Origin of the sequence: Amycolatopsis sp. lyj-90 (assembly GCF_046549035.1) — a bacterium.
GTDB lineage: Bacteria > Actinomycetota > Actinomycetes > Mycobacteriales > Pseudonocardiaceae > Amycolatopsis.
This window is the reverse complement of the sequence record NZ_JAJPWP010000001.1, coordinates 770,680-796,223: the sequence shown is the minus strand read 5'-3', so window position 1 is coordinate 796,223 and position 25,544 is coordinate 770,680. Positions and strand designations below refer to the sequence as shown.

General features: G+C 69.5%; 22 protein-coding genes. 11 read left to right on the top strand and 11 right to left on the bottom strand.

Annotated elements, in window-relative coordinates; genetic code table 11:
• The first annotated feature begins 15 nt into the window (after nt 1-15).
• On the top strand, nt 16-1,191 hold the full coding sequence (locus tag ACLJPX_RS03200; protein ID WP_410598635.1) for a 4-hydroxybenzoate 3-monooxygenase: 1,176 nt from the start codon (nt 16-18) through the stop codon (nt 1,189-1,191).
• Nucleotides 1,192-1,781: 590 nt separating this feature from the next.
• Here ACLJPX_RS03200 and ACLJPX_RS03195 read toward each other — a convergent pair.
• From ACLJPX_RS03195 to ACLJPX_RS03185, 3 genes are all read right to left on the bottom strand, one after another.
• Nucleotides 1,782-2,978: a DUF222 domain-containing protein gene (locus tag ACLJPX_RS03195; RefSeq protein ID WP_410599087.1), complete on the bottom strand. Its 1,197-nt coding sequence runs from the start codon at nt 2,976-2,978 to the stop codon at nt 1,782-1,784.
• Between the two features lie 73 nt (nt 2,979-3,051).
• Nucleotides 3,052-4,788, bottom strand: a complete 1,737-nt coding sequence (locus ACLJPX_RS03190) for a bifunctional sugar phosphate isomerase/epimerase/4-hydroxyphenylpyruvate dioxygenase family protein (RefSeq protein ID WP_410598634.1) — start codon at nt 4,786-4,788, stop codon at nt 3,052-3,054.
• Nucleotides 4,778-5,626: a shikimate dehydrogenase gene (locus ACLJPX_RS03185; protein WP_410598633.1), complete on the bottom strand. Its 849-nt coding sequence runs from the start codon at nt 5,624-5,626 to the stop codon at nt 4,778-4,780. The genes ACLJPX_RS03190 and ACLJPX_RS03185 overlap by 11 nt, the downstream gene beginning before the upstream one ends.
• Before the next feature lie 110 nt (nt 5,627-5,736).
• Here ACLJPX_RS03185 and ACLJPX_RS03180 point away from each other — a divergent pair, with 110 nt between their 5' ends.
• From ACLJPX_RS03180 to ACLJPX_RS03170, 3 genes are all read left to right on the top strand, one after another.
• Nucleotides 5,737-6,378, top strand: coding sequence for a TetR/AcrR family transcriptional regulator (locus ACLJPX_RS03180; protein WP_101608279.1), 642 nt, complete (start codon nt 5,737-5,739; stop codon nt 6,376-6,378).
• Nucleotides 6,379-6,490: 112 nt separating this feature from the next.
• Nucleotides 6,491-7,798 carry an MFS transporter gene (locus tag ACLJPX_RS03175; protein ID WP_410599086.1) on the top strand — a complete coding sequence of 436 codons (1,308 nt, stop codon included), beginning with the start codon at nt 6,491-6,493 and terminating at the stop codon, nt 7,796-7,798.
• 64 nt (nt 7,799-7,862) lie between these two features.
• Nucleotides 7,863-8,804, top strand: coding sequence for an alpha/beta hydrolase (locus tag ACLJPX_RS03170; protein WP_410598632.1), 942 nt, complete (start codon nt 7,863-7,865; stop codon nt 8,802-8,804).
• On the opposite strand, the gene ACLJPX_RS03165 is transcribed toward ACLJPX_RS03170, so the two are convergent.
• Nucleotides 8,801-9,916 carry a helix-turn-helix domain-containing protein gene (locus ACLJPX_RS03165; RefSeq protein WP_410598631.1) on the bottom strand — a complete coding sequence of 372 codons (1,116 nt, stop codon included), beginning with the start codon at nt 9,914-9,916 and terminating at the stop codon, nt 8,801-8,803. The genes ACLJPX_RS03170 and ACLJPX_RS03165 overlap by 4 nt on opposite strands.
• Before the next feature lie 17 nt (nt 9,917-9,933).
• Nucleotides 9,934-10,509, bottom strand: a complete 576-nt coding sequence (locus tag ACLJPX_RS03160) for a TetR/AcrR family transcriptional regulator (RefSeq protein ID WP_410598630.1) — start codon at nt 10,507-10,509, stop codon at nt 9,934-9,936.
• A gap of 82 nt (nt 10,510-10,591) precedes the next feature.
• On the opposite strand from ACLJPX_RS03160, the gene ACLJPX_RS03155 reads away from it, so the two are divergent.
• Complete coding sequence (locus ACLJPX_RS03155; protein ID WP_101608284.1) at nt 10,592-11,503, top strand: SDR family NAD(P)-dependent oxidoreductase; 912 nt, start codon at nt 10,592-10,594, stop codon at nt 11,501-11,503.
• Here the strand turns inward: ACLJPX_RS03155 and ACLJPX_RS03150 are convergent.
• The 5 genes from ACLJPX_RS03150 to ACLJPX_RS03130 all read right to left on the bottom strand — a co-directional run bounded on the left by ACLJPX_RS03150 (nt 11,493) and on the right by ACLJPX_RS03130 (nt 16,497).
• Nucleotides 11,493-12,890 (bottom strand): PepSY-associated TM helix domain-containing protein, encoded by a 1,398-nt coding sequence (locus ACLJPX_RS03150; protein ID WP_410598629.1) that lies wholly within the window; start codon nt 12,888-12,890, stop codon nt 11,493-11,495. The two genes, ACLJPX_RS03155 and ACLJPX_RS03150, sit on opposite strands and share 11 nt — an antisense overlap.
• Nucleotides 12,891-13,004: 114 nt before the next feature.
• The gene (locus ACLJPX_RS03145) at nt 13,005-13,544 is read right to left on the bottom strand and encodes a hypothetical protein (protein WP_410599085.1); all 540 of its coding nucleotides are present in this window, start codon (nt 13,542-13,544) and stop codon (nt 13,005-13,007) included.
• Nucleotides 13,545-13,641: 97 nt separating this feature from the next.
• Nucleotides 13,642-14,433: an ABC transporter ATP-binding protein gene (locus tag ACLJPX_RS03140; protein WP_410598628.1), complete on the bottom strand. Its 792-nt coding sequence runs from the start codon at nt 14,431-14,433 to the stop codon at nt 13,642-13,644.
• Nucleotides 14,430-15,512 carry a FecCD family ABC transporter permease gene (locus tag ACLJPX_RS03135; protein WP_410598627.1) on the bottom strand — a complete coding sequence of 361 codons (1,083 nt, stop codon included), beginning with the start codon at nt 15,510-15,512 and terminating at the stop codon, nt 14,430-14,432. Before ACLJPX_RS03135 ends, ACLJPX_RS03140 begins: the two co-directional genes overlap by 4 nt.
• On the bottom strand, nt 15,505-16,497 hold the full coding sequence (locus tag ACLJPX_RS03130) for a helical backbone metal receptor (RefSeq protein WP_410598626.1): 993 nt from the start codon (nt 16,495-16,497) through the stop codon (nt 15,505-15,507). The genes ACLJPX_RS03135 and ACLJPX_RS03130 overlap by 8 nt, the downstream gene beginning before the upstream one ends.
• A 114-nt stretch (nt 16,498-16,611) precedes the next feature.
• On the opposite strand from ACLJPX_RS03130, the gene ACLJPX_RS03125 reads away from it, so the two are divergent.
• From ACLJPX_RS03125 to ACLJPX_RS03100, 6 genes are all read left to right on the top strand, one after another.
• Nucleotides 16,612-17,820 carry an MFS transporter gene (locus ACLJPX_RS03125; protein WP_410599084.1) on the top strand — a complete coding sequence of 403 codons (1,209 nt, stop codon included), beginning with the start codon at nt 16,612-16,614 and terminating at the stop codon, nt 17,818-17,820.
• Nucleotides 17,821-17,852: 32 nt separating this feature from the next.
• Nucleotides 17,853-18,854, top strand: coding sequence for a LacI family DNA-binding transcriptional regulator (locus ACLJPX_RS03120; RefSeq protein WP_101608290.1), 1,002 nt, complete (start codon nt 17,853-17,855; stop codon nt 18,852-18,854).
• A 200-nt stretch (nt 18,855-19,054) separates the two neighbouring features.
• Nucleotides 19,055-20,434, top strand: coding sequence for an ABC transporter substrate-binding protein (locus ACLJPX_RS03115; RefSeq protein ID WP_410598625.1), 1,380 nt, complete (start codon nt 19,055-19,057; stop codon nt 20,432-20,434).
• Nucleotides 20,412-21,386, top strand: coding sequence for a carbohydrate ABC transporter permease (locus tag ACLJPX_RS03110; protein WP_101608292.1), 975 nt, complete (start codon nt 20,412-20,414; stop codon nt 21,384-21,386). Before ACLJPX_RS03115 ends, ACLJPX_RS03110 begins: the two co-directional genes overlap by 23 nt.
• A complete protein-coding gene (locus ACLJPX_RS03105) occupies nt 21,383-22,252 on the top strand; it encodes a carbohydrate ABC transporter permease (protein ID WP_410598624.1) in 870 nt (289 codons plus the stop codon). Before ACLJPX_RS03110 ends, ACLJPX_RS03105 begins: the two co-directional genes overlap by 4 nt.
• Nucleotides 22,253-22,299: 47 nt before the next feature.
• The gene (locus ACLJPX_RS03100) at nt 22,300-23,898 is read left to right on the top strand and encodes a glycoside hydrolase family 13 protein (RefSeq protein WP_410598623.1); all 1,599 of its coding nucleotides are present in this window, start codon (nt 22,300-22,302) and stop codon (nt 23,896-23,898) included.
• Here ACLJPX_RS03100 and ACLJPX_RS03095 read toward each other — a convergent pair whose 3' ends face one another.
• Complete coding sequence (locus tag ACLJPX_RS03095; protein WP_410598622.1) at nt 23,899-25,473, bottom strand: BTAD domain-containing putative transcriptional regulator; 1,575 nt, start codon at nt 25,471-25,473, stop codon at nt 23,899-23,901.
• Nucleotides 25,474-25,544: the final 71 nt, after the last annotated feature.

Sequence of the window (25,544 nt, the reverse complement as noted above, 5' to 3'; positions counted from 1 at the left end):
GACCAGACTCCGGTCATGCGCACCCCAGTCGCCATCGTCGGTGCCGGCCCCGCCGGCCTGCTCCTGTCGCATCTGCTCGATCTGGCAGGAGTCGAGTCGGTGATCGTGGAGACCCGCTCGCGCGAGTACGTCGAGGCGCGGATCCGGGCGGGCATCCTCGAACAGTCCACAGTGGATCTCCTCCGCGAGGCCGGGCTCGCCGACCGGCTCGACCGCGAGGGCGACGAACACCGCGGCATCTACCTGCAATGGCCGGAGGAACGGCACCATCTCGACTTCGTGGACCTGGTCGGGCGAAGCGTCACCGTGTACGGCCAGACCGAGGTGACCAAGGACCTCGGCAAGGCACGCGCGGCTGCCGGGCAGCAGATTTACTACGAAGTCACCGACACCGCCGTGCACGACCTCGAAACCGACAAGCCCTACGTCACCTTCACCGGCCCGGACGGCACACCGGAGAGGCTGGACGCCGACGTCGTCGTCGGCTGCGACGGCTCCTTCGGGCCCTGCCGCACCGCGATTCCCGACGCCGCGAAGCAGACTTGGGAGCGCACCTACCCGTACTCGTGGCTCGGCGTCCTCGCCGAGGTCGCCCCGTCGACCGACGAGCTGATCTACGCCTGGCATCCCGACGGTTTCGCCATGCACTCGATGCGCTCGGCCACCGTCAGCAGGCTTTATCTGCAGGTGCCCAACGGCACCGACATCGCCACCTGGTCCGACGAACGGATCTGGGAGGCACTCGCGACCCGGCTCGGCCACGGCCAGGACGGCTGGACCCTCACGCCCGGGCCGATCACCGACAAGAGTGTGCTGCCCATGCGCAGTTTCGTGCAGCAACCCCTGCGCCACGGCCGCCTGTTCCTCGCCGGGGACGCCGCGCACATCGTGCCGCCCACCGGCGCCAAGGGCCTCAACCTCGCCGTCGCCGACGTCGCCCTCCTCGCCCCAGCGCTGACGGCCTTGGTGCGGGACAAGGACTCCGCGCTCGCCGACGCCTACTCCGACACCGCACTGCGCCGGGTCTGGCGGTGTACGCACTTCTCCTGGTGGATGACGACGATGCTGCACCGATCGGACGACCCGTTCGACCGGCAGTTGCAGCTATCGCAACTGCGCTGGCTGGCGCGGAGTGAGGCGGGCAGGGCGGGGCTGGCGGAGAACTACGCGGGGCTGCCGATCGGGTTCTGACCTGGCGGGCCCGGGTTCCGGACGCGGGCTGGTCCTGGAGGGCTCGCGGCTGGTCTCGGATGGGGATGTTGCCGTTCCGCGGCAACGACCAGGCAGCCACGGTGTCGCCTCTCGTGGCTGCGAACGGCCGCGCAGCGTGAAGTAGTCGGCAAACGCAGAGCAAGCCAGGAAGGTCCCGTGACCGTTGCCATTTCGCGGCAACTCGTTCACGGATCCAGAGGTGGAAGCCCTGCTGCCCGATGTTGCCGTTCTGCGGCGACGACCAAAGAACCGGAATCCAAGTTTCGCCACTTGGTGGCAACACGCCACCCGCACTGCGTGAACCAACCGCAGCTTTTCCGTTTCGCGCAGCCCACAACGCCGAGCTTGAACCCGGCGGCGGCCAAGGTTGCGTCAGCCACCCAACGCGCCTCAGGCAAGTCGCGCGCACGTAGCCGTTTCGCGGCAACGCACTCACCCATGCGGCAGAGGAACCCAAGCGCGCTCGAAACACGGAATCCCGCCTTCAACGTCGCCGTTTCGCGGCAACGGCTCAACAGCCAGCAGCAAAGCAATATCCAGCCCTCGATTCGCCGTCCAGCGGCAACGGCTCAGAACGGCGGCCGTCCCTGCCGTGGTTCGTGCAGCGGCGGGGGTGTGCTGGTGTGGGTGTGTCCGGTAGGAGTGGTGACGGTGAGGCTGCCATCGGGGTCGAGGCGGTGGATCCAGCCGGGTTCGTCCTTCAGCCGATGGTCACGGGTGCAGTAGCTGACCAGGTCGGCGACGTTCGTCTCACCCTGGAACTGCCAGGGGATCGAGTGGTCGAGTTCGCAGGAGTGGGCGGCCCGGTCGCAGCCGGGTCTTCGGCATTCGCGATCCCGCACGCGCACGAACTCGGCCGTCGCCGCGTCGGGGCGATACCGCGTTCTGCCGAGGTCTTGGACCTGGCCGCTGAGCGGGTCGGTGATGATGCGCCGGAGCACGGTGTTCGGCCCGCCGGCGATGTGGCGGCCCAGCTCCGCGGGGAGGTAGCCGTGCCCGGCCATCTTCACCGGATCGTCGTTCATGCCCAGATACGTGGCGAGGTCCATGTACAGGAACACCTCGGTGCGCTCGGAGACCCCGCCCTGACCACCCAGAAGCAGGTCCAAGGCGATGTCGGCCCGGAGCTGGTCCATCGTCCTCGTGTCACCTTGATTCCGCAGCGCGCGGGCCTCCCGGTGGATTCGCTTGTGGGCGGCGGTGACCTTCTCGACCGGGCCGTCCACCACCTCGATCGACGCGACTCCGGCCTCACCTTGCGACACGGACAGGCGACGGCCTTTCCGGCGTTCGGTCGCGTGCCTGTCGGCACCGGATCGGTCGGCCTTCATCGCCGCGTAGCTCGCCGCCTTGCGGACCTGCTCGCTGTTCTTCTCCGGCAGCCTCGACTCCAGCGTCGCGTCCGCAAGCAAGGAGTCCTCATCGGACAGCCACGCGGTCGCCTCGGCCACCTTCTGCGCGGCGAAACCGCCTACCTTTCCCTGATCCATCAAGGACAACGTCTGCGGCAACCGTGACGTCAGCGCGACTCCCGTCGCCACCAGGGAGCCGGCGAAACCGTCCACGAGGAACAGGTTCATCGCCACTTCCTGCACCACACTCCGCGCGCCGCCACGCAGCTCGCTCAACCGCGACAAAGCCCGGAACCGGACGGCCTCAAGGCGCGCGAGAGCGGCACCGACCTCTTTCGCGACCTGCACGGAATCCTTGTCGTCCAAGGAACCCACTAAAGCATTGATCTCCTCCAAACGGTCCGGATCGGTCATTTCCTGGAGTACGGCCGAGAGTTCGGCTTTGGAATTAGCCACGGACGGAACCTACAACCGGCCACCGACAAAACTAGCGCGCCAGACTCAGTCGTCGTTCCCGATGCGCGGTCATGTAGACGGGCGTGTTCACGACGCCGTACCCACGGTACCCGCCGATCCGTTGCACCACCTCGAAAAACACCCGTGACCCGACCAGCTCGGTACAGAAATGCAGGAACTCGCCGGACGACTCGCGGTCGTACAGCACCGAGTTCTCCCGCAATGCGGCGGCGAAAGGCAGATCGAACCGGGCATCGAGATCGTCGTAGTAGTTCCCGGGAATCTCCAGCAAAGGCGCACCAGACTCTCTCATGGCGCGCGCGGCGGCGAGAGCGTCCTCGCAGGCGAAAGCGATGTGCTGCGGCGAAGGCACTCCCGGCGCCCACTCCCCTCGCCGCACCAGGGCGCTGTCCAACGTCAGACGAACGTCCTGATCGCCGACCGACCGGCTGCGCACGAGGCCGAACGGCGCCGCGAACTCCGAGACCGCGTCAGGCCTCAGCCCCAGCACCGAACGGTAGAACAGTGTCGCCTCGTCGAAGTGGTCGAAGGGTTGTGTCAGAGCGACGTGGTCGATGCCGGTGATTCCCATGCCCGCTGAAGCCGTCTCGGCCGGAACGAAGTCGCGAAGCCATTCATCGTTGTCGCAGAAAACGATTTCGGTCCCGTCCGGCGCGGCGACGGCGGAGCGGGACGACACGGGCGCGAGCAACGTCTCCGCACGCCGCGCGGATCCGGCCGGGTCCGCACTCACCAAGCCAAGAGCGCTGATGGCGCCGCCCTCGGTAGTCTCGTTCACCAATACCCGCGCCGATCCCTGCTGCCACAGCTGAACCGGCTTCGTGCGGTGTGTTCCGGCGTGCGTGAAACCGAGAGCCGCGAGCACCGTTCCCGGAACGGAGAGCTCCGCGAACGCGTGCCCGTCCAAGCGAGGCGCCGCGGGAACCTCAAGCGTGCCAATGGATTCCCGCAAGGCGATCAGGGAGCGCATGGCATCGACGGCCGCGGGACGCGGATCCGCCTGCCGGAAGACGTCGTTGAAGACCTCCAGCGAAAGCGGCCCCTGATAACCGGTTGCCAGCACATGACCGGTGAACGCGGCCAGGTCGAACGCGCCCTGGCCCGGGAAGAGCCGGTGATGCCTGCTCCAGTGCAGCACGTCCATGTCCAGAAGGGGCGCGTCGGCCAGCTGCAGGAAGAAGATCTTCTCCCCCGGGATCGTCCGGATCGCGCGGGGATCACTGCGTCGCGAAAGGATGTGGAAACTGTCGAGGCAGACCCCCAGGGCCGCGTGATCGGCCCGCCGGACGATGCGCCACGCGTGCTCGTAAGTGTTCACGAACCGGCCCCACGCCAGCGCTTCGTAGGCGACGCGGATTCCGCGCTCCCCTGCCGCTTCGGCGAGCTCATGCAACTGCGAAGCGGCGAGGTCGTCGTCATCGACAGCGTCGGGCGATACCGACGAACAGACCAGGACGGTGTCCGCCCCGAGTTCGGCCATCAGGTCGAACTTCCGGCGCGCCCGGCGGAGATTCGCCCGGAGCACGTCCGGCGGCACCGCCTCGAAATCGCGGAAAGGCTGGTAGAGATCGATCCTGAGTCCGAGATCGGCACAGAGCCGCCGGATCTCCGACGGCGACCGCCGTGACGCGATCAGGTCGTTTTCGAAGATCTCGACACCGCCGAACCCGGCCGCGGCGGCCGCGGTGAGTTTGTCCTCGAGGGTGCCGGACAGGCAGACGGTGGCGATGGCGGTGTCACCAGACATGGGCGGGTTTCCCTTCCAGCGCTTCGAAATGCCGGAGCATCCGGTCGGCGTCCGGTTCCGCGCCGGTGAACAGGCGGAAGGAGTCCGCCGCCTGGAAGACCACCATGCCGCCGCCGTGCAACGTCCGGCATCCGCGCTCCCGCGCCTGTTTCAGCAACGTCGTCTCCAGCGGCCGGTACACGATGTCGGCGACCCACATCCCCGGGCGCAGCGACCCGACGGGAACCGGCGATCCCGGATACGCGGCCATCCCGGTCGGGGTGGCGTGGACGAGACCGTCAGCGACCCGGACGTCGTCAAGGGAGCCGGAAAGTGCCCTGTCGTCACCGAAACGCTTCCGCAGTCCGGCCACCAGGGTCCCGGCGCGCACGGAGTCGACGTCGTGGACGATCAGCCGCCCGGTTCCCAGCGAGAGCAGGGCGTGGGCCACGGCCGCGCCCGCGCCACCCGCGCCGAGGAGGACGACCGTGTCCATGTCGGCGTCGGGCAGCCCTTGGGTGAGGTTGCGGGCGAACCCGGTCGCGTCGGTGTTGTGCCCGGTCGCCAGCCCCTCGCGGAACACCACCGTGTTCACCGCGCCGAGCGCCGCGGCGTCGGGGGCGATCTCGTCGAGGTACGGCAGCACCCGCTGCTTCACCGGATGCGTGATGTTGAGCCCGTCGAAACCCGTGGCCCGCGCGGCGGCCAGTACCTCGCCGATCGGCATCCTCAGCACGTCGAGGTCGAGCCGCCGGTAGAGATAGCGCAGCCCGAGTTCATCGGCTTCCCGTTCGTGCAGCGCGGGGCTCAGCGACGGCCCGATGCCGGTGCCGACCAGGCCGATGAGATGACTGGTCACCAAGATCCTCCTTTAATGTACGAACTAGTGAGTTCACTGTAGCTCGAACGGGCCGACGCGAGAAGGGCTGCGCTAGAGTGGGGCCCCACCAGCGGTTCGAAGGGAGTCAGGTGGCCGCACCGTCGTCCGAGGTCGAGCGCCAGCGCGACAAGGAACGCACCCGCGCCGAAATCCTCGCGGTGGCCACCAGGGAGTTCGCCGACAAGGGTTACGCCGGCGCGAGGGTCGACGAGATCGCCGCGCGCACGAGCACCACGAAGCGGATGATCTACTACTACTTCGGCGGCAAGGAACAGCTTTACGTCGCCGCGCTCGAGCGGGCGTACGCCACCATCCGCGCCCTCGAACAGGACCTGGACGTCGACCACCTCGAACCCGAGGACGCGATTCGCCAGCTGGCCGAGCTCACCTTCGACCACCACGAGGCGAACCCGGACTTCATCCGTCTCGTCAGCATCGAGAACATCCACCACGGCGAGCACATCGCACGCTCGGAAGCCTTGTCCGGCATGGCGAACCCCGCGCTCGACGTCCTCGCCCGCATCCTCGGCCGCGGCCGTGAAGCCGGCCGGTTCCGCGACGACGTCGACGCGCTCGACGTGCACATGGTGATCAGCTCGTTCTGCGTGTTCCGCCTCGCGAACCGGCACACCTTCTCCGCGATCTTCGGCCGCGACATGCTCGACCCGGCGCGCCGGGATCACTATCGCCTGATGCTGGGCGACCTGGTGATCGAGTACCTGACGGCCTGAAGCCCCGGCTCTTGACAACCGGAGCACCGTCTCGCACGCTGTATTAACTAACTAGATCGTACATAAACTCAGGAGCGCCGACGTGGTCCCTCCCTCCCCTGTCACGCAAGGCATGCCCCGCAAGGCCGCACTCGCCGCCTGGATCGGCAGTGCGCTGGAGTACTACGACTTCTTCATCTACGGAACCGCCGCCGCACTGGTGTTCAACAAGGTCTTCTTCCCGGCCTCCTCCCCCGCCACCGGAACACTGCTCGCGCTGGCGACCTTCGGCGTCGGGTACCTCGCCCGCCCGGTCGGCGCGTTCGTGCTCGGGCACGTCGGCGACCGGCTCGGCCGCAAGAAGGTCCTGGTGTTCACGCTGTTGCTGATGGGCGCCACGACGTTCCTCGTCGGCTGCCTGCCGACGTACGCCTCGATCGGTGTCCTTGCCCCGGTCCTGCTGGTGGTTCTCCGCCTGCTGCAAGGACTTTCGGCCGCGGGCGAGCAGGCCGGTGCCAACTCGATGTCGATGGAGCACGCGCCGCCCCACCGCCGCGGCTACTACACGAGTTTCACCCTCAGCGGCACGCAGGCGGGCCAGATCCTCGCCACCGCCGTCTTCCTGCCGATCGCCGCGCTCCCCCAGGACCAGTTGCTCACCTGGGGCTGGCGGATCCCGTTCTGGTGCAGCGCGGTCGTGGTGGTGGTCGGGTTCGTGATCCGCCGCAAGATCGACGAGACCCCGGTGTTCGAACAGAACAGGGCCGACGTCGCCAAGCTGCCGGTCGCCGTGCTCTTCCGGACACACTGGAGGGATGTGCTCCGCGTCGTCGCCGCGGCCACGATCGCCTCCGTCAGCACCATCTTCACCGTCTACGCGCTGAGCTACGCGGTCAACACGATCGGGCTGGAGCGCGGGCCGATCCTGTGGGTCGGCGTACTGGCCAACGTCGCCGCGTTGCTCGCGATCCCCTTCCTGGCGGGGCTTTCCGACCGGATCGGGCGCAAACCGGTTTTCATCGCCGGCTGTCTCGCCTGCGCGGTGCTGATCTTCCCGTACCTGTGGTCGATTTCGGACGGTGCGTATCCGCTGATCTTCACCCTCGGCATCCTGCTGTTCGGCGTGGCCTACAGTGCCGTCAACGGGGTCTGGCCGTCGTTCTACGGCGAGATGTTCAGCGCCAAGGTCCGCCTCTCGGGGATGGCGATCGGCACCCAGATCGGGTTCGCCATCGCCGGGTTCGCCCCGAGTGTGGTGGCCGCGATCGGCTCGGGGAAGGACGACTGGCTCGGCGTCGCCGTCTTCACCGCCGCGGTCTGCCTGCTCAGCGCGGCCGCCGCGGTGACCGCGCGCGAGACGCACGACGTCCCGACCGAGGACCTCGGCACGGCGCACGTCCGGCGGGTGAAAGAGCCCGCTTCCGCGACGCGTGGCGGATGAAACCGGGCGGCCGGGGCGGCCACACTCGGTGGCAGAACCTCATGCCACGTCAGGAGTGCGACCGATGACCTACGCGTTCGATCCGGAAATCGCCCCGGCCGTCCCGCTGCTGCCCAAGGTGTCCCTCGACGACATCCCGGCCGCCCGCGAACTGCTCAAGACCGTGTTCGCCGAGATGCGGGGCGAGGTGGACACGACGGGAGTCGCCGTCCGCGACGAACTGGTTCCCGGTCCCGAAGGTGCTCCTGAGGTCCGGGTGCGGATCTACACCCCCGACCGGATCGCCGCGCCCGCCGCGATCCTCGACGTCCACGGCGGCGGATTCATCGTCGGCGACCTCGAGATCGACCACTCGAACAACGTCCGGTTCGCCAGGGAACTCGGCGTCGTGGTGGTGGCGGTCGACTACCGGCTCGCACCGGAAGCGCCCTACCCCGCACCGCTCGAAGACTGCTACGCGGCGCTCACCTGGGTCGCGAAGAACGCTGCCGAACTCGGTGTCGACCCGGCCCGGATCGCGATCCACGGCATTAGTGCCGGCGGCGGGCTGTGCGCGGCCCTCGCATTGCTGGCCCGCGACCGGGGCGGCCCGGCGATCCTGTTCCAGTACCTCGGGGTGCCGGAACTCGACGACAGGCTGGAGACGCCGAGCATGCGGGCGTTCCTCGACACTCCACAGTGGAACCGGCCGCGGGCCGAGGTCAGCTGGGACTCCTACCTCGGCAAAGGGGTCCGCGGCGGCGCGGACGTCCCGGTCTACGCCGCGCCCGCCAGGGCGGTGGACCTGAGCGGCCTGCCGCCCGCGTACGTCTCGGTGATGGAGTTCGACCCGCTGCGCGACGAAGGGATCGCCTACGCCCAAGCGCTGCTGGCGTCCGGGGTCACCACCGAACTGCACCTGTTCCCCGGCACGTTCCACGGTTCGTCGGCGGTGGAGCACGCCACCGTGAGCAAACGTGAGGCCGCCGAAGCACTCGCCGTGCTCGCGCGCGCCCTCGACGTCTAGCCTCGCTGGGCAAGGCGGCGGGCGAGCAACGCGAGACGGGCGCGGAAGCGGTCGCCGGGTTCGTCCAGTCGCCAGCCCAGCGCGTCCTCGACGTGGGCCAGGCGCGCCGACACCGAACTGTGGTGGCGGTGCAGCGCGACGGCCGCCTGCCGCAGCGATCCCGTGCGGCAGAACGCTTCCAGCGCCGCGACATCGGCCGCCCCGGTCGGTGTCGCGGCGAGCGCGTCCAGTGCCCGGACGTCGTCCTGCTCGCGTAACCGTGCCACCGGGACCTCTGCGAGCAGGGTGAGCGAACCCAGGTCACCGTGCACCACGACCGGCTCCACCGCGGGGACGGCGAAGCGTTCGGCCAGCCGGGCCTGCAGCCACGACCGGCGGGCTTCGAGGCCGGGCACCGCGTCCCCGACACCGACCCGCACACCGCCGGAGGTGTCGCGTTCGCGTGCCCGGTCGGCGAGCGCGGACCGCAGCGAGGCGACCGCCGAGTCGTCCCGCGGTTGCATCAGGACCGCGGCGACCTCTCCGACGGCCGCGACGTGCAGCCGGGGCAACGAACCGCCCCGGGCCAGGAGCCCGACCGCGGCCACCCCGGGATCACGCTCGTCTTCGGTGCCGACGGCCACCACCCGGACCGGCCGCCCGGCGTCCAGTCCGAGCAGCCGGAGCGCCCTGGCGCGGTCTTCCTCGGCGGCTCGCTCCCCCAGCAGCAACTCGACCAGCGCGGGATCCGCCAACTGCGGCGCACTTCCGCTGGGTTCGGCACGGCCGAGGACACGGGCGGCCATCGCGAACCGTTCCAGCACGAGATCGTCGAGCGGTCCCGGCGAACCGGCCCGCTCCAGCCAGACCTTCCCCGGTGGCTCACCGAGATCGGCCGACGCGGGTTCGGCCACCGCGTCGGCGGCGCGCTCGCCGTCCGGGGTGAATCGCAGTGGCGCCGGGAGGCCGTCCCGGCTCAGCCCGGCCACACAGTCCGCGAGCGACGCGGTGGCACGCACCAGATCGGACAGGCGGGCCTGCCGGGCCACGAGTTCGTCGAAATAGGCGATGACCCGGACCGCGGCTTCCGCGTCGGCGTCCACCGCGGACAGCCGCAAAAGCAGACCCTTCATCCCGCCAGGCTAGCCGCTCAGAACCCCGGCCAGCCCCTCCTCAGAAAGACGAAGGCGGCGTCCAGCGCGGCGGCCGGAGAGGGCTCCGTGCCCGCCAGGTCCGGGATCTCCAGGACATAGCGGGCCAGCAGCCGGACGGAGAAGTCGTCCTGGCCCGACTCTTCGGCGATGACCTTCGCGAGCGCGTCCTCGCAGCCAGTCCACAGTGTCCTGGCATAGGCGCGCAGCGCCGGTGTGGCGATCACCAGATCCGCGACCCGGCGCGACAGCGGGTCGCGAGCCGGGTCGAACGGGCCGCGCGTCGCGAGAAAGTCCCGCAACGCCTGCAGGATCGAGACGCCCTCGGCGCGGTCGCGCACCGCCGCGGCCAGCGCTGCTTCCCGTTCCTGCCCGTGGCCGAGGATCAGCGCCTCCTTGCCACCCGGGAAGTGCGCGAACAGCGTCGACACGGCGGTGTCCGCGGCATCGGCGATCTCCGCGACGGTGACGTTGTCGAAGCCCCTCTCCAGGAAGAGTTCTCGCGCCGCCACGGAGAGGGCCTGACGGGTCGCCGCTTTCTTGCGTTCACGCCTGCCCGGCTCGGTCTGTCCCATGCGACCCACAATACATCGAACCGACTCCGAACTCGGAGCGTGTGTATATTCGGAATGACTTCGACTTTGAACAGGGGCCAGCATGACGCACTGGGACGTCCACCACCTGCCTCGCGCCGACGGCAAGACCTTCCTGGTCACCGGCGGCAACGCGGGGATCGGCTACTTCGCCGCCGAACAGCTCGCCGGAACCGGCGCCACCGTCCTCCTGGGCTCCCGGAACGCCGCCAAGGCCGACGCCGCGATGGCGTCGATCCGCTCCCAGGTGCCGGACGCGAAACTCGGGCACCTGCGGCTCGATCTCTCGGATCTCTCCTCCATCAAGTCCTCTGTGGACACTCTGGGGATCGAGCGGCTCGACGCCGTCGTCTGCAACGCGGGCGTGCTCCTGGAGGAGCAGCCCAGGCAAGAGACCGCCGAGGGCCACGAACTGACGTTCGCCACCAACCATCTCGGGCATTTCGTCCTGGTGCACCACCTGATGCCGTTGCTCGAAGCGGCGGAGGCGGGCCGCGTCGTCACCACGGGCAGTTTCGTGGGCAAGTCCGCGGAACTCGACCTCGACGACCTCCAGACCAAGCGGGACTACCAGCCCAAACGCACCTACGCGCGCTCGAAGCTGGCGCAGATGCTGTTCGCCTTCGAACTCGACCGGCGGCTGCGCGCGGCCGGGAGCACGGTGCTCAGCGTCGTCGACCATCCCGGCGGCGCGCTCGACTCCCTGACCCCGTCGAGGCCGGTGCACCCGGCGCCGGGCGGGCGGAAGTTCCCGGCCGGGCTTCTGTTGCAGGGCAAGGAAGCCGGGGCGTGGCCCGCCGTCAGGGCGGTGCTCGACCCGGCCGTGCGCGGCGGGGAGATGTTCGGCCCCCGCGTGTTCGGGCTGCGCGGCGAACCCCGACTGGAACCGGTTCGCGGGAAGCTGGCCGACACCGCGCTCGCCGCCCGGTCGTGGGCGGCGAGCGTCGGTCTCACCGGCGTCGAGGTCACACGGTGACGTCGGTGGTGTCCGGTTTGGACCGGCGGCCGGACCGCAGGCCCAGCAGCAGGTCGATCACCAGGAACGCCAGCAGGCTGATGCCGAACAACGGCACGAACCAGCCGATCGCGGCGGCGAGGACGACGAGTCCCACCACCAGCGCGGGCGGCGCCTTCCGCCATTGCCCGCGCGGGATGGGCCGCCCGAAGGTCAACCCGGTGGCCCGGGTCGGCCTTCGCTGCCACCACATCCGGTAGCCGAGGACGACCAGCGTGACCAGACCGGCGCCGAGCAGGAGCAGCGCGATCTGGTTGGGCCAGCCGAAGAGCACGCCCATATGCGCGTCGATCCCCCAGCGGGCGAGCTTCGCCATCAGCGGGTAGTCGTCGAACCGCACCTCGCCCAGGATCTGGCCGGTGGTGCCGTCGACCGCGACGGCGTCGACCTGCGTCGGCCAGCCGCGTTCGACTTCCGCCACCTGCCAGGGAGAGCCGGGTTTCGTGGGCAGCCCGATCTCGACCGAGGCCGCGTCGATCCCGGCGGCGCGGGCGGAGGCCAGCATCGCGTCCACGCTCTCGGGCCGCGCCGGAGCGGGCGTGGAGGGCGCTTCCCCGTGCCCCGAGTGACCGGCGTGCTCATCGGTGCCCGTCACCTTCAACGCGGGCGTGGACCAGCCGAGGGATTCACGCAGCGAGGAGACGTTCTCGCCCGCGTACGTCGACCACGTCAATCCCGTCGCGGACAGGAACAACGCGCCGAGCAGCACCCACAGGCCGACGGATCCGTGACGGCGCACGGATTTTCCGCGCGGGGACTCCGCTTTCGCGGCCTTTTCGGCGCGGCGGGTCCGACGGCGGCTCACCCACAGCACGAGGCCGCCCAGCGCGACCACCCACAGCCAGGACGCGGCGAGTTCGCTGTAGAGCCGTCCCGGTTCGCCGAGCAGCAGGTTGCGGTGCAGCTGGTCGAGCGTGGTCCGGAGCGGCAGGGCGCCGCTCGAGCCGTACGCGACGAGATCACCGCGTACTTGCGCGGTGGCGGGGTCGACGAAGACCGCGCGTCGTTCGGACTCGCCGAGTCCTTCCTCGGCGAACAGCACGCGGGTCGTGTCGCCCGGTTCGGGGGCGGGACGGACCGCGACCAGATCACCGCCGGGGTTGGCCGCTTGTGCGGCTTTGACCTGATCGGCGAGCGAGACCTGGTTCAGCCCGACGGGTGCCCGTAGCTGGTCCGAGTAGACCCAGGACTCCATCTGAGGGGTGGCCGCGTACAGGACACCGGTGAGTGCGGCGATGAGGACGAACGGGCCGACGAGAACGCCGGCGTAGAAGTGGAGCCGGAGGAACAGTCCGCGCCAGGCTGACGCGCGCGGTGGGCTCGTGGTCGGTTCGGTTTGTGTTGCCATGGGGGAACTCCTGAGGCGTCGGTGGGGAGGCGTGCGCCTGCGCCGCGCGCCGGGGTCGTCACGGCACGCGTGCTGAGCCCTGCCTGGACGGGGGTCTCGGCAGGGTTTCGGGGATCAGGCGAACGACACCGGCGGGCCGCGCCGCGAAAGCACGTCTCGCAGGAGTGCCTCGGTCGCGGGGTACTTCACCGCGAGCGGGACGTGGATGCGCAACGGCGCTGTCGCGGGCCGCGGCGTCAGGCGGCGCGGGAGGACCGACGCGATCAGCGTCGTCAAGGCGAACAGCATGCGCTCGGCGCCGGCCAGCACCGTGACCACCACGAGGGTCGCGGCGGCGTGCCCGGCCGTCATGAGCAGGCCGTTGTCCGGGGTTTCGGCGTGGTGCGCATGCGATTCCCAGGTCAGGAAGGCGAGAGAGACGTGCATCGCCGCCTGCCCGCCCGCCACCAGGCAGAGGATGGCGAGCGGACCGCGCTGCCGTCCCGCGAACGCGTACGCCACCCAGCTCAGCAGGGCGACGAGCAGCACGATCACGCCCAGGTCGGGGACGCGGCCGCTGGTGCCGAAGTGGGCACCGGTCGCCAAGATGCCGGTCAGCACCCCCACGGCCCCGCCCCGGAGGCGCCGGACCGGGCCTCGGGCCGGGGTCAGCATGCGCACGGGAGGCAGAGTAGAGCGCGACCGGGCCCTCTGTCGCGCATCGATGACGCCCCGGGCATATCCGGTACTACGGACTGGGATCAGCCGCGGATCACCGTGTTACCTGTTCGTTATCCTTTCGGCTCGCTCCCCGGTAGCGGACGGAGAGACGGCCGTCCTGGTCAGGGCCGATTTCGGCGTCCACTTCGAATACTTCCCGCAGCGAAGACGCGGTGAGGACGTCCTCGGCCGGGCCGTCCGCCACGATCGTTCCGGCACTCATCAAGACCAGACGATCGCAGTATCGCGCGGCCAGTGTGAGGTCGTGCAGAACGATCACGACGGTCTGCCCGGTCCCGGCGACGAGATCCATCAATTCCAGCTGATGGCGGACGTCGAGATGGTTGGTCGGCTCGTCGAGCAGCAGCGCCCAGGGACGTTGCGCGAGCGCCCGCGCCAGATGGGCGCGCTGGCGCTCCCCGCCGGAGAGCTGTTTCCACGGCCGGTCGGCCAGCGCTCCGAGGTCGAGCCGCTCCAGCGCCGCCGTGACGATCGCCCGGTCCGTCGCGTCCGGCGCCCGCCACCGGGACCGGAAGGCCGTCCGGCCGAGCATCACGACCTCGGCGACGCACAGGTCGTTGTCGGTCTCGGCGCTCTGCTCGACGAACGCCGTGTGCCGCGCCCTCGTCCGCGCCGACCAGGTGGAGATGTCGGCGCCGTCGTAGCGGATCGCGCCCGCCGTCGGGGCCCGCAGTCCCGCGAGACAACGCAGCAGTGACGACTTGCCGGAGCCGTTCGGCCCGATCATGCCGACGGTCTCCCCCGCCTCGACGACGAGATCGACGTCGCGCACGATCGCCTTGCCGGGCACACCCCAGGCGACCCCGCGGGCTTCGATCCTCACAGTTCTCCTCGTTTCCGCAGCACCAGCAGGAACAACGGAACGCCGACCAGCGCGGTGAACACCCCGACCGGCACTTCCAGCGGCGTGAACAGGACTCGCGCCACCGCGTCGGTCCACACCAGGAACACCGCCCCGGCCATCGCCGAAAGCGGCAGCAGCAGCCGGTGCGAAGGCCCGGCCAGGAACCGGACCCCGTGCGGGACGATCAGCCCGACGAACCCGATGGCACCCACCGCGGCCACGGCGACCGCGGTCAGCAGGGACGTCGTCACCAGCAGCACGGTCCGGGTCGTACGGACGTCGATACCCAGCGACGCGGCGGTGTCCGAGCCGAACGCGAAGCCGTCCAGCGCCGCCGAGCACGACCAGATCACCAGCAGCCCGATCGCGGCGGCGACGGCGCAGACGACGACCGACTGCCACCGGGCGGGCGCCAGCGAACCGAGGAGCCAGTGGGCCAGCGCCCTCGTGCTGTCCGCGTCACCGGAGGACATGATCACCAGCGAGGTCAGCGCGGCGAACAGTTCGGCGACCACGACCCCGGTCAGCACGATCCGCATCGAGTCGACGCCCCGGCGGCGCAACAGGAGCATGAGCAGCCCGAACGAGATCAGCGCCCCGGCGAACGCGCCACCGGTGACGCCCAGCTGGGAACCGGCGAACCCGAGCACGACCACGACGACCGCGCCGGTGGACGCGCCCGAGGAGACACCCAGCAGGTACGGATCCGCGAGCGCGTTGCGGGTGACGCTCTGCAGGGCCGCGCCGCAGACCGCCAGCACCGCTCCGACCAACGCCGCCAGCAGCACCCTCGGCACCCGGAGATCCCAGATCAGCGAATCGGCCAGCCGGGGCAGTGGCTGGACGGGAAGACCGAGCCGCACGCCGGCGGCCCGGCCGAGTTCCGCCCAGCCGATGCCGCTCCCCAGCCCGGCGCGCGTCGCGACGACCAGCGACACGATCAGCAGGACCAGCCAGGCCGCGAAAAGCAGTCCGTGACGCCGGGTCTTCGCCGGTGGGGCGGGGCGGTCCTCGACGACCGGATCGACGGCGGGGTCGAGCAGCGCCGGGTCAGCCATGACCGAGGGCGTCGAGCCCGGAACCGAAGGCGCGCAAGGCGTTGACCGTCCGGACGGAGGCGTCGAGTTCGATCCCCGGCAGCTTGATGATCTTGCCGTCGCGCACCGCGGGCAGGTTCGAGAGGACCGGATGCGCGCGCATCATCGCGAGCTTTTCGTCGGCGGTGTCGCCGGGGTTGCCCCGTTCGGACAGATCACCGATCACGACGACGTCGGGGGCGCGGTCGGCGATCGCCTCCCACGAGACCTCCGGCCATTCCTGGTCGATGTCGTCGAAGACGTTGGTGACGCCGGAAATCCGGCTCATCTCGCTCGGCATCCCGGTCCGGCCGGCGACGTAGGGGACGTCCTTGAACACCGAGTAGACCCACACGACTTTGAGGCCCTGCGGTCGTTTCGCGGCCTTCCCCCGGGCTTCGGCGAGCAGTGCGCGCTGAGCGGTGGCCAGCTCACCGGCGCGATCGGCGACGCCCAGGGCCTTGCCGAGGTTCTCGTAGTCGCGGAACAGCCGCTCGAACGCGTCGGCAGTGCCGTCGGGACAGTTGACCGCGCTGACGTAGGTGGGAACGCCGAGGGCCTCCAGTTCGTCACGGGTGCCCGCGCGGTCTGCGGTGAAGAGCTCCTTGAAGGAGGCCGTCACGAAGTCGGGATTCGCCGCGCGCAACGGTTCTGCGGTGAGGACCTTCGGTGAGAGCACCGGGATCTTCGCGTACTCCGCGGCGTGCTCCGGCGAAACCTTGGTCTTCAAGTTGGCCGTCCCGGCCATCTTGGCGCCCGCTCCCAAGGCCAGCAGGGTCTCTGTCGAGGACTGGTCCAAGGCGACGACGCGGTTCGGCACGGCGGCGAACGTCGAGCGTTTGCCGCAGCTTTCGATCGCGCCCGGTGCGGCGGCGCCGGGCGCGCCCTGATCAGATGTGCCGGTGGCGCAGCCCGCGACCAACGCCATGACGACGGACGCGGTCGCCAGCCGTACGGGAAATGCCATGGTTCCTCCAGCCTTCGAGTGTCACCCGATAGGCTTACCGACAACGATTACCGATTTCAAGTGAGTTGAGGTGCGATCCGCGTGACCGACGACACCGTGCAGACCCGGACCCCGGTGTTCCGCAGCCTGTCGTTCGTACGGCTCTGGACCGGGAACACCGCCTCCGGGCTGGCGACCTGGGCGCTGCCGTTCATCCTGGGGCTGGCGGTGCTCGAACGGTCGCTTTCGGCCGTCGACCTCGGCATCGTGCTGGCCGCGCGCACCGCGGGATTCCTCGTGGCCGTACCCGTGGCAGGGGTGCTCGCGGACCGGCATTCCCGCCGTCAGGTCGTGCTCTGGGCAGGTCTCATCGCGGGTCTCGCCACTCCCCTGATCGCGGTCGGCATGGGCCGGTCCGTTCTGCTGATGGCCGTCTCGGCCGCCGTCGTCGGCGTCGGCCAGGGCGCGTGCCGCCCGGCGTTCCAGGCGCTGACCGCCGAAGTGATCGCCGAGGACCAGCGCCAGCAGGCCAACGCCGCGATGACGCTGGCCGTCCGGGTCACGACGCTGGTCGCCCCCGGCCTCACTGCTCTACTCGCCGCGTTCGCCTCGACGCCGGTCCTGGTGATCGGGACCGGGGTGCTCTGGCTGGGCGCGGCGCTGATCCCGCCGCGAGGCACCTTCACGCCCACCCCGTCCACGACCAAGACCCGCTTCTTCGGCGACTTCGCCGACGGACTCCGCGAAGCCCGCCGTCACCCCTGGTTCCTGGCCGGGCTCGGCGCGCTGACCGCCGTGATCGCGACCGGCTACTCCGCGACCGGCGTCGTCCTGCCGCTGGTCAGCCGCGACCGCTACGACACCGAAGCCGTCCTGGCCGCTGGACTCACCGCGTACACGCTCGGCGCGCTCGCGGGCGCCGTCGTCATCGCGCGCTGGCGCCCGAAGCGGCAAGGCTGGGCGGCACTGATCGGACTCGGCTGTTACGGCTTCGCGCCACTGAGCCTGCTGTTCCCGGTGCACCCGGCCTTCGTCATCGCCGCCTACGCCGTCGCCGGTCTGGGCATCGAACTGTTCAACGTCCCGTGGTTCACCGCGACGCAGCGGGAGGTCGAGCCGGGGAAGCTCGCGCGGGTGTCCTCTTTGGACTTCCTGTTCTCCTACGGCCTGGCGCCCGCCGGGCTGGCGTTCATCGCGCCCGCGATCAGCCAGTTCGGGGCGGCGCCCGTGCTGGCGGTGTGCGCCGTGGTCTGTTTCGCCGCTCCTGCCGCCGCCGCGCTCGTTCCTTCTTCTCGGGACTTCCGGGTCGCGAAGGAGCCCACCGCACCGATCAAGAATGTCTAGGTCTTGCGCTCGCTTGCGGTAAAGTTTCACGCATGACGCGTCGTCTTGCCGAAGTAGCCCTCAAGGTCGGGGTCAGCGAAGCCACGGTCAGCCGGGTGCTCAACGGCCGGTCCGGGGTCTCCGCCAGTACCCGGGCCGCCGTCCTCACCGCACTGGACGTGATGGGTTACGAACGGCCGACCCAGCTGCGCGGCGACCGCGCGCGCCTGGTCGGGCTGGTCCTTCCCGAACTGCAGAATCCGATCTTCCCCGCGCTGGCCGAGATCATGGGCAACGCCCTCGCCCAGCAGGGTTTCACCCCGGTGCTGTGCACGCGGACGGCAGGCGGGGTCTCGGAAGCGGAGTACGTCGAACTGCTTCTGCAGCAACAGGTTTCCGGCGTCGTGTTCGCCGGCGGGCTGTACGCCCAGGCCGACGCGGTGCACTCCCACTACCACCATCTCGCCGAGCGCCGCCTGCCCACGGTGCTGATCAACGCCGCCGTCGACCACCTCGGGCTGCCGCAGATCTCGTGCGACGACGCCGTCGCCGTCGAGCAGGTCGTCGGGCATCTGAGCTCGCTCGGGCACGAGAAGATCGGCCTCGTCCTCGGCCCGACCGATCACGTGCCCTCCCAGCGCAAACTCGAGGCGTTCCGCGCCTACGCCGGGAAACTCGGGCTCCCGGTCCTGGACGAACTCATCGAGCACGGCATGTTCTCCATCGAAGGCGGCCACGCGGCCGCGGCCCGGCTGTACCCGCGCGGTGCGACGGCCGTCCTGTGCGCGAGCGACCTGCTGGCACTGGGCGCGATCCGCGCGGCCCGGCGGCAAGGACTGTCGGTGCCCGACGACATCTCGGTGGTCGGCTACGACGATTCTGCCCTGATGAACTGCACCGATCCGCCGCTGACCACCACCCGCCAGCCGATCGAGGCGATGGGCCGCGCCGTGGTGGAACTACTGGTCAAGCGCATAAACGGCGGTGAGGTGGCGGCCGAGGAACTGCTGTTCGCGCCCGAGCTCGTGGTGCGGGGGTCCACCGCCCGCCGGTAGGCACACCGTTCGCGCGTGAAGGCCCCCTTCCCTCGGCTGAGCCCGAGGGAAGGGGGCCTTCACGCGCTTGCGGTCGCCCAACGAGAGTCATTGTCGGCAAGTTGCAAGTTCTCATCGAGTTATTGCGTAAATCTGGGGCTTCACTTTAGAGTGACCGCAATCACGTGACAGCCGTCGCGATCCCGAGATGAGGCTTGAAGATGAGCAGCACTTGGTCCCCTGCCGTGCGCCGCCGGATGTTCTGCCTGCTCCTTGCGGGTGGACTCACCCTGGGGGTCGCCGCCTGCGGTTCCGGTTCCGGCGAAAGCACCGGGGCCGGGGGCAAGGTCAAGATCACCGTCACCGGCCAGCCCCCGACCAGCCAGCCGTTCGAGCGCAGCGTGTTCGACGCCGACGTCAAGGAGTTCGAGGAGACGCATCCGGACATCGACATCGAGCCGCACGAAGGGTTCATGGACCCGAAGACGTTCTCCGCCAAGCTCGCCGGCGGTCAGCTCGAAGACGTCTACTACGTCTACTTCACCGACCCGGCGCAGATCATCGCGCGCCGCCAGGCCGCCGACATCACCGAAGCGGCCAAGGGCCTGAAGAACTTCGGCGACCTCAAGCCCGAGCTGCTGGACAACTTCCGCGGCGCCGACGGCAAGCTCTACGGCCTGCCGACGATGAACTACAGCATGGGCCTGCTCTACAGCCGCCCGCTGTTCCAGAAGGCCGGGCTCGACCCCAACAAACCGCCGCAGACCTGGGACGAGGTCCGCGAGGCCGCGAAGAAGATCGCCGCGCTGGGCAACGGCACCGTCGGGTACGCCGACTACAGCAAGAACAACCAGGGCGGCTGGCACCTGACCAGCTGGCTGTACTCGATGGGCAGCGAGGTGGCGCGCAAGGACGGCGACAAATGGGTCGCCGCCTTCAACAACGACAAGGGCAAGGCCGCGCTCAACCAGCTTCGCGCCATGCGCTGGGACGACGACACCATGGGCAGCAAGCAGCTGCTCGAAGCCCAGGACGTCCAGCGCATGATGGGCGCGGGCCAGCTCGGCATGTACATGGCCGCCCCGGACAACGTCCTGGTGCTGGTCAAGCAGTTCAACGGCAAGTACGAGGACTACGGCGTCGCCGGGATGCCGGGCGGGCAGGGCACGCTGCTGGGCGGCGAGGGCTACATGGTCAACCCCAAGGCCTCGCCGGAGAAGATCAAGGCCGGCCTGGAATGGGTCCGCTGGAAGTACCTCAACCCGGAGCGCTTCGAGAAGCACGTCCAGCAGTACGTCGACGGCAAGCAGCCGGTCGGGCTGCCCGCCGAGCCGACGCCGGACATCTGGCAGGGCGCCGTCCGCGATCAGCAGCTCGCGCTCAAGACCAAGCACGCCAACGTCCCCGCCGAGAACTTCCAGTCCTATGTGGACGCCAGTTCGCGGATCAAGGGCAGCATCGAACCGCCGAACGCGCAGCAGGTCTACGCCGTCCTCGACAGCGTGATGCAGGCGGTGCTCACCGATCGGAACGCGAACATCGACCAGCAGCTTGCGTCGGCCGAGTCGAAGGTCAACAGTGTCCTCGCCCAGGTCAAGTAGCCTCCTCGACTGGCCCGCGACGTCCTCGTCGCGGGCCGGTCGCCCGGTCGCGTCCGCGGCCGAACGCCGCCGGAACCGGTTGCGCCGCAAGCTCAAGGAGAACCTCACGGCGTATGGCCTGCTGTGCGCCGCACTCGTGGTGTTCGCGTTGTTCTCCTGGTACCCCATCGTGCGCGGGGTCCTGCTGAGCTTCCAGCAGGTCGACTTCGTCAACCCGCCGTCGTGGGTCGGGTTCGACAACTTCACCCGCCTGTTCGAAGACCCCCTGTTCGGGGTCGCCTGGCGCAACACCCTGCTGTTCACCGTGCTCGCGCTGGTCTTCGGGTTCGTGGTGCCGTTCCTGACCGCGGTGCTGCTCAACGAACTGCGCCACGCCAAGGCGTTCTTCCGGCTCGCGGTCTACCTGCCGGTGATGCTGCCGCCGGTCGTCACCGCCCTGATGTGGAAGTGGTTCTACGACCCGGGTTCCGGTCTGTTCAACTCCGCGCTCGGCGCCGTCGGCCTGCCCGGCGGTCAATGGCTCGACTCGAGCGACACCTCGATGTTGTCGCTCGTGTTCGTCTCCACGTGGGCGAACATGGGCAGCACCACGCTGATCTACCTCGCCGCGCTCGGCACGATCCCCGGCGAGCTCTACGAAGCCGCGGAACTCGACGGCGCCGGACTGTGGAAACGCCTGATCCACGTCACTTTGCCGCAGACCCGGTTCGTCCTGCTGGTGCTCCTGTTGCTGCAGGTCGTCGCGACCATGCAGGTATTCACCGAGCCGTACGTGATGACCGGCGGCGGACCGGACGACTCCACCGTCACCGTGCTCCTGCTGCTGTACCGCTACGCCTTCGTCTACAACGACTTCGGCTCGGCCAGCGCGTTGAGCCTGTTGCTGTTCGTCGCGCTCGGGGTGTTCTCCGCGCTGTACGTGCGCCTGACCAGGAAGGCGGATCAGTCGTGAGGACGCTCGTCTCCCCCGGCACGCTCCGGAGCCCCGGCGGCAAGATCGGGTACGCCGTCATCTTCGGCTGCACCTTGCTCCTGTTCGTCATCGCGTTCCTGTTCCCGCTGTACTGGGCGGTGACCGGGGCGATGAAGTCACCGCAGGAGCTCGCGCAGACACCGGCGACGTTCATTCCGAACGAGTGGCATCCGGAGACCTTCGGCGACGCGTGGGACCAGCTCAGTCTCGGCAAGTACTTCCTCAACACGATCATCGTCGCGGGCGGCGCCTGGCTGGCCCAGCTCGCCATCGACGTCCCCGCGGCGTTCGCGTTGTCGAAGTTGCGGCCGAAATTCGGCAACGTCGTCCTGGGGCTCATGCTGGCGACGTTGATGCTGCCGGCGGCGGCGCTGCTGGTGCCGACCTACGTGACGATCACCGATCTGCCGCTGCTGCACGTCAACCTGATCAACTCACCGGCCGCGGTCTGGCTGCCCGCCGCCGCCAACGCGTTCAACATCTATCTGCTGAAACGGTTCTTCGACCAGATCCCGGACGAGCTGATCGAGGCCGCGCGGCTCGACGGCGCCGGGCCGGTGCGCACGCTGTGGCGCATCATCCTGCCGATCTCGCGGCCGATCCTGGCCGTGGTCTCGATCCTCGCGGTGGTGGCCGCGTGGAAGGACTTCATCTGGCCGCTGCTGGTGTTCCCGGACACCGAAAAGCAGACGCTGTCGGTGATGCTGCAGCGGGTGGCCATCGACATGCCGCTGAACGTGCTGGTCGCGGGCATGGTGCTGGCCAGTCTGCCGATGGTGGCGCTGTTCCTCACCTTCCAGCGGCACATCCTCGCCGGGCTCACCGCCGGCAGTGTCAAAGGCTGATTTCCGCCGCATTCGGGGTTTCCACAACGATCGAGGAGGGCATTTCCGTGACCGCATTGGGGCAGTCCGCCGGATGGTGGCGGAGCGCGGCGATCTACCAGGTCTACATCCGCAGTTTCGCCGACGCGAACGGTGACGGCGTCGGCGATCTCGCCGGGGTCCGCTCGCGGCTGGACTACCTGGCCGAGCTCGGGATCGACGCGATCTGGTTCACCCCGTGGTATCCGTCGCCGATGGACGACGGCGGATACGACGTCGCCGACTTCCGGGAGATCGACCCGCTCTTCGGCACGCTCGCCGAGGCGGAGGAGCTGATCGCCGCGGCCCACGCCAGGGGTATCCGCGTGATCATCGACATCGTGCCCAATCACTGCTCCGACGAGCATCGCTGGTTCCAGGATGCGCTCGCCTCGGAGCCGGGATCGCCTGAGCGGCAACGGTTCTGGTTCCGTCCCGGCCGCGGCCCGGACGGCTCCGAGCCCCCGAACAACTGGAAGTCTCGCTTCGGCGGCTCCGCTTGGACGCGGGTGCCCGACGGCGAGTGGTACCTGCATCTGTACAGCTCGCGCCAGCCGGACTTCAACTGGGACAACCAGGACATCCGCGCGGACTTCGAGGACATTCTGCGGTTCTGGTTCGACCGCGGGGTCGACGGCTTCCGCATCGACGTCGCCGACGGGCTGGTGAAGGATCCCCGGCTGCCCGACGTCGATCCCGGCGACGAGACGCCGTTCTCCGATCAGGAGGGGCTGCACGAGATCTACCGGTCGTGGCGCAAGATCGCCGACAGCTACCCGGGTGACCGCGTGCTGGTCGGCGAGATGTGGCTGCCGGACATGTCGCGTGCCGCGCGGTACCTCCGCCGCGACGAACTGCACGCGGCGTTCAACTTCGACTTCCTGGTGTGCCCCTGGGATTCCGCGCGGTTCCGGGACGTCATCGGGCGGACGCTGACGGCGCACGAGGAGGTCGACGCGCCCGCGGCCTGGGTCCTGTCGAACCACGACGTCACCCGGCATGTGACCCGGTACGGGCGCGACGGTGACACCGGCTTCGCCTTCGCAGACCGGCTGCACGGCACTCCGGTGGACCGGGAACTCGGGACGCGGCGGGCGCGGGCGGCGGCGCTGCTCACCCTGGCGCTGCCCGGCGGTCTGTATGTCTACCAAGGGGAAGAGCTCGGCCTGTGGGAGATCGAGGACATCCCGGACGAGCTCCGTCAGGACCCGGTGTGGGCACGGACGAACGGCGCCGACCCCGGCCGTGACGGCTGCCGCGTACCGCTCCCCTGGTCCGGCGACGCTCCTCCGTTCGGTTTCGGCACCGGCGGAACGTGGCTGCCCCAGCCGGAGGAGTGGCGCTCCGGTACCGCGGAAGCGCAGGCGGCCGATCCGGCGTCGATGCTCCAGCTCTACCGCACAGGTCTGCGCCTGCGGGCAGAACTTCCCGCGCTCGGACCCGGCGAGCTGGAGTGGCTGCCGCTGGGCGACGGGGTGCTCGCGTTCACCCGGGAGCCGGGGTTCACCTTCGTGCTGAACTTCTCGGACGCGCCGGTGCCTCTTCCGCCGCATCTCGGCGTCCTCCTGGCCAGCGGCCCGGTCGAGACGGAACTTCCGACGGATACGGCGGTGTGGTTGCGCACCTGATCAGCGGGCGGCCGTGACCCGGCTGATCCGGCCGCGCATCCGCGCGCGGCCCGCCGGGTCACGCCACCGGAGGTGCCTGTCGAGCACCTCGCGGAGCACGCCGCCGAGGACGAGGCCGTGGGTGGCGGCCTCGACACAGGGGTGGTCGCGGAGCCAGTCGAACAGCTCCGACGACCGTCCTCCCGGCAGCACGGACCGGAGGAGGTCTTCGGTCGTGTGTTCCGCTTGCGCGCACACGTACAGCGCCCACCGGTGTGCCTCCGTCGGCGGATCTCCGGCCAGGTGGGCGTAGACGGTGTCGATCACGTAGCGCGCCGCGTCCGCTCGCGGTGACCTGCTCACCTCGGCGGCGAGGGAAAGCGCGAACGGGTTGCCCGCCGCGAAGTCCACAATGGACTGGCGGAGGCCCGGATCGACGTCGCGGGCTTCGAGCAGCGCCGCGGACTCGGTTTCGCTCAAGGCTTCGAGTCTGCGCAGCCTGATCCGCCTCGACCAGGCCGGATCGACCAGCACCGTGGCGTCCGGAGCGTTCCGTCCCGCGATCACGACGGTGGCGGTTCCGGGCAGGCGGCGGAAGAAGGCGGCGGGATCTTCGACGTCCTCGAACCCGTCGACCACCCGGACGGGTCTGCCCAGGGCGGCCGCGTCGTCGGCGAGCCTCCGCAGCAGCGTCGACTTCCCGATGCCGGGGGCGCCGGTGAAGAACAGCACTTCGACGCCCTTGGCCGGATCCCTCGCGAGCAACCGCCGGAACTCGGCGCGTTCACGCTCGCGGCCGACGAACAACGCATCCGGCTCGCGGAGACCGGGCATCTGCTCGTCCTCGGCGCGAAGCACCTTCTCGTGGAGCGCCCGCAGTTTCGGCCCCGGACGGACCCCGAGTTCCTCGTCGAACAGGTCGTGGACCGCCCGGTAGAGCTCGAGCGCCTCGGCCCGGCGCCCGCCGCGATGGAGGGCTAGGAGATAGATCTCGTACAGCGGTTCCTCGAGACGGTTGCGCTCGATCAGCGCGGGTGCCTCGGCCATCACCTCGGCGTGGTCCCCGAGCTCCAGTCGCAGCCGGAGCAGCTCCTGGGTGGCGGTCAGCTTCAGCCGTTCCAGCCGCGAACGCTCGTGTTCGGCGGCCTCGCCGGGGACGCCGGCCAGCGCCGTTCCGGTCCAGAGCCCGAGCGCACGCTCCAGCAGGTTCGCCGCCGTCTCCACGTTGTGCGCCTGACGGGCGCTCTCGACCAGCCGGGCGAATTCGGTGGCGTCCACCTCGAACGAATCCTGGTCCAGCTTGTAGCCACCGGACTGGGAGACGATCGCGGATCCCAGTCCCTGCAGGGAAAGAAGCCGCCGGAGACGGGAGATGTAGGTCCGGATGACGGCCTCGCCGGTCGCGGGTGCCCGCTCACCCCAGAGCCCGTCGATCAGTTCGCCGGTCCGGACGAAACTGCCCGGGTTCGCCAGCAGCAGCATCAAGACGGCCTGCTGCTGCGGCGAGCCGAGGTCGAGCCTGGTGCCGCCGCTGGTGAAGCCCGGCGGGCCGAGGACGGTGAAGCGATACCGGACTTCCTGCGGCAGGTGGGACATGAGCGGAAAGCTAGGCTCGCCCGAGCGGCCCTCGCGACCGTCGGACGACGTCGTCGGCGTACGTCGTCCGA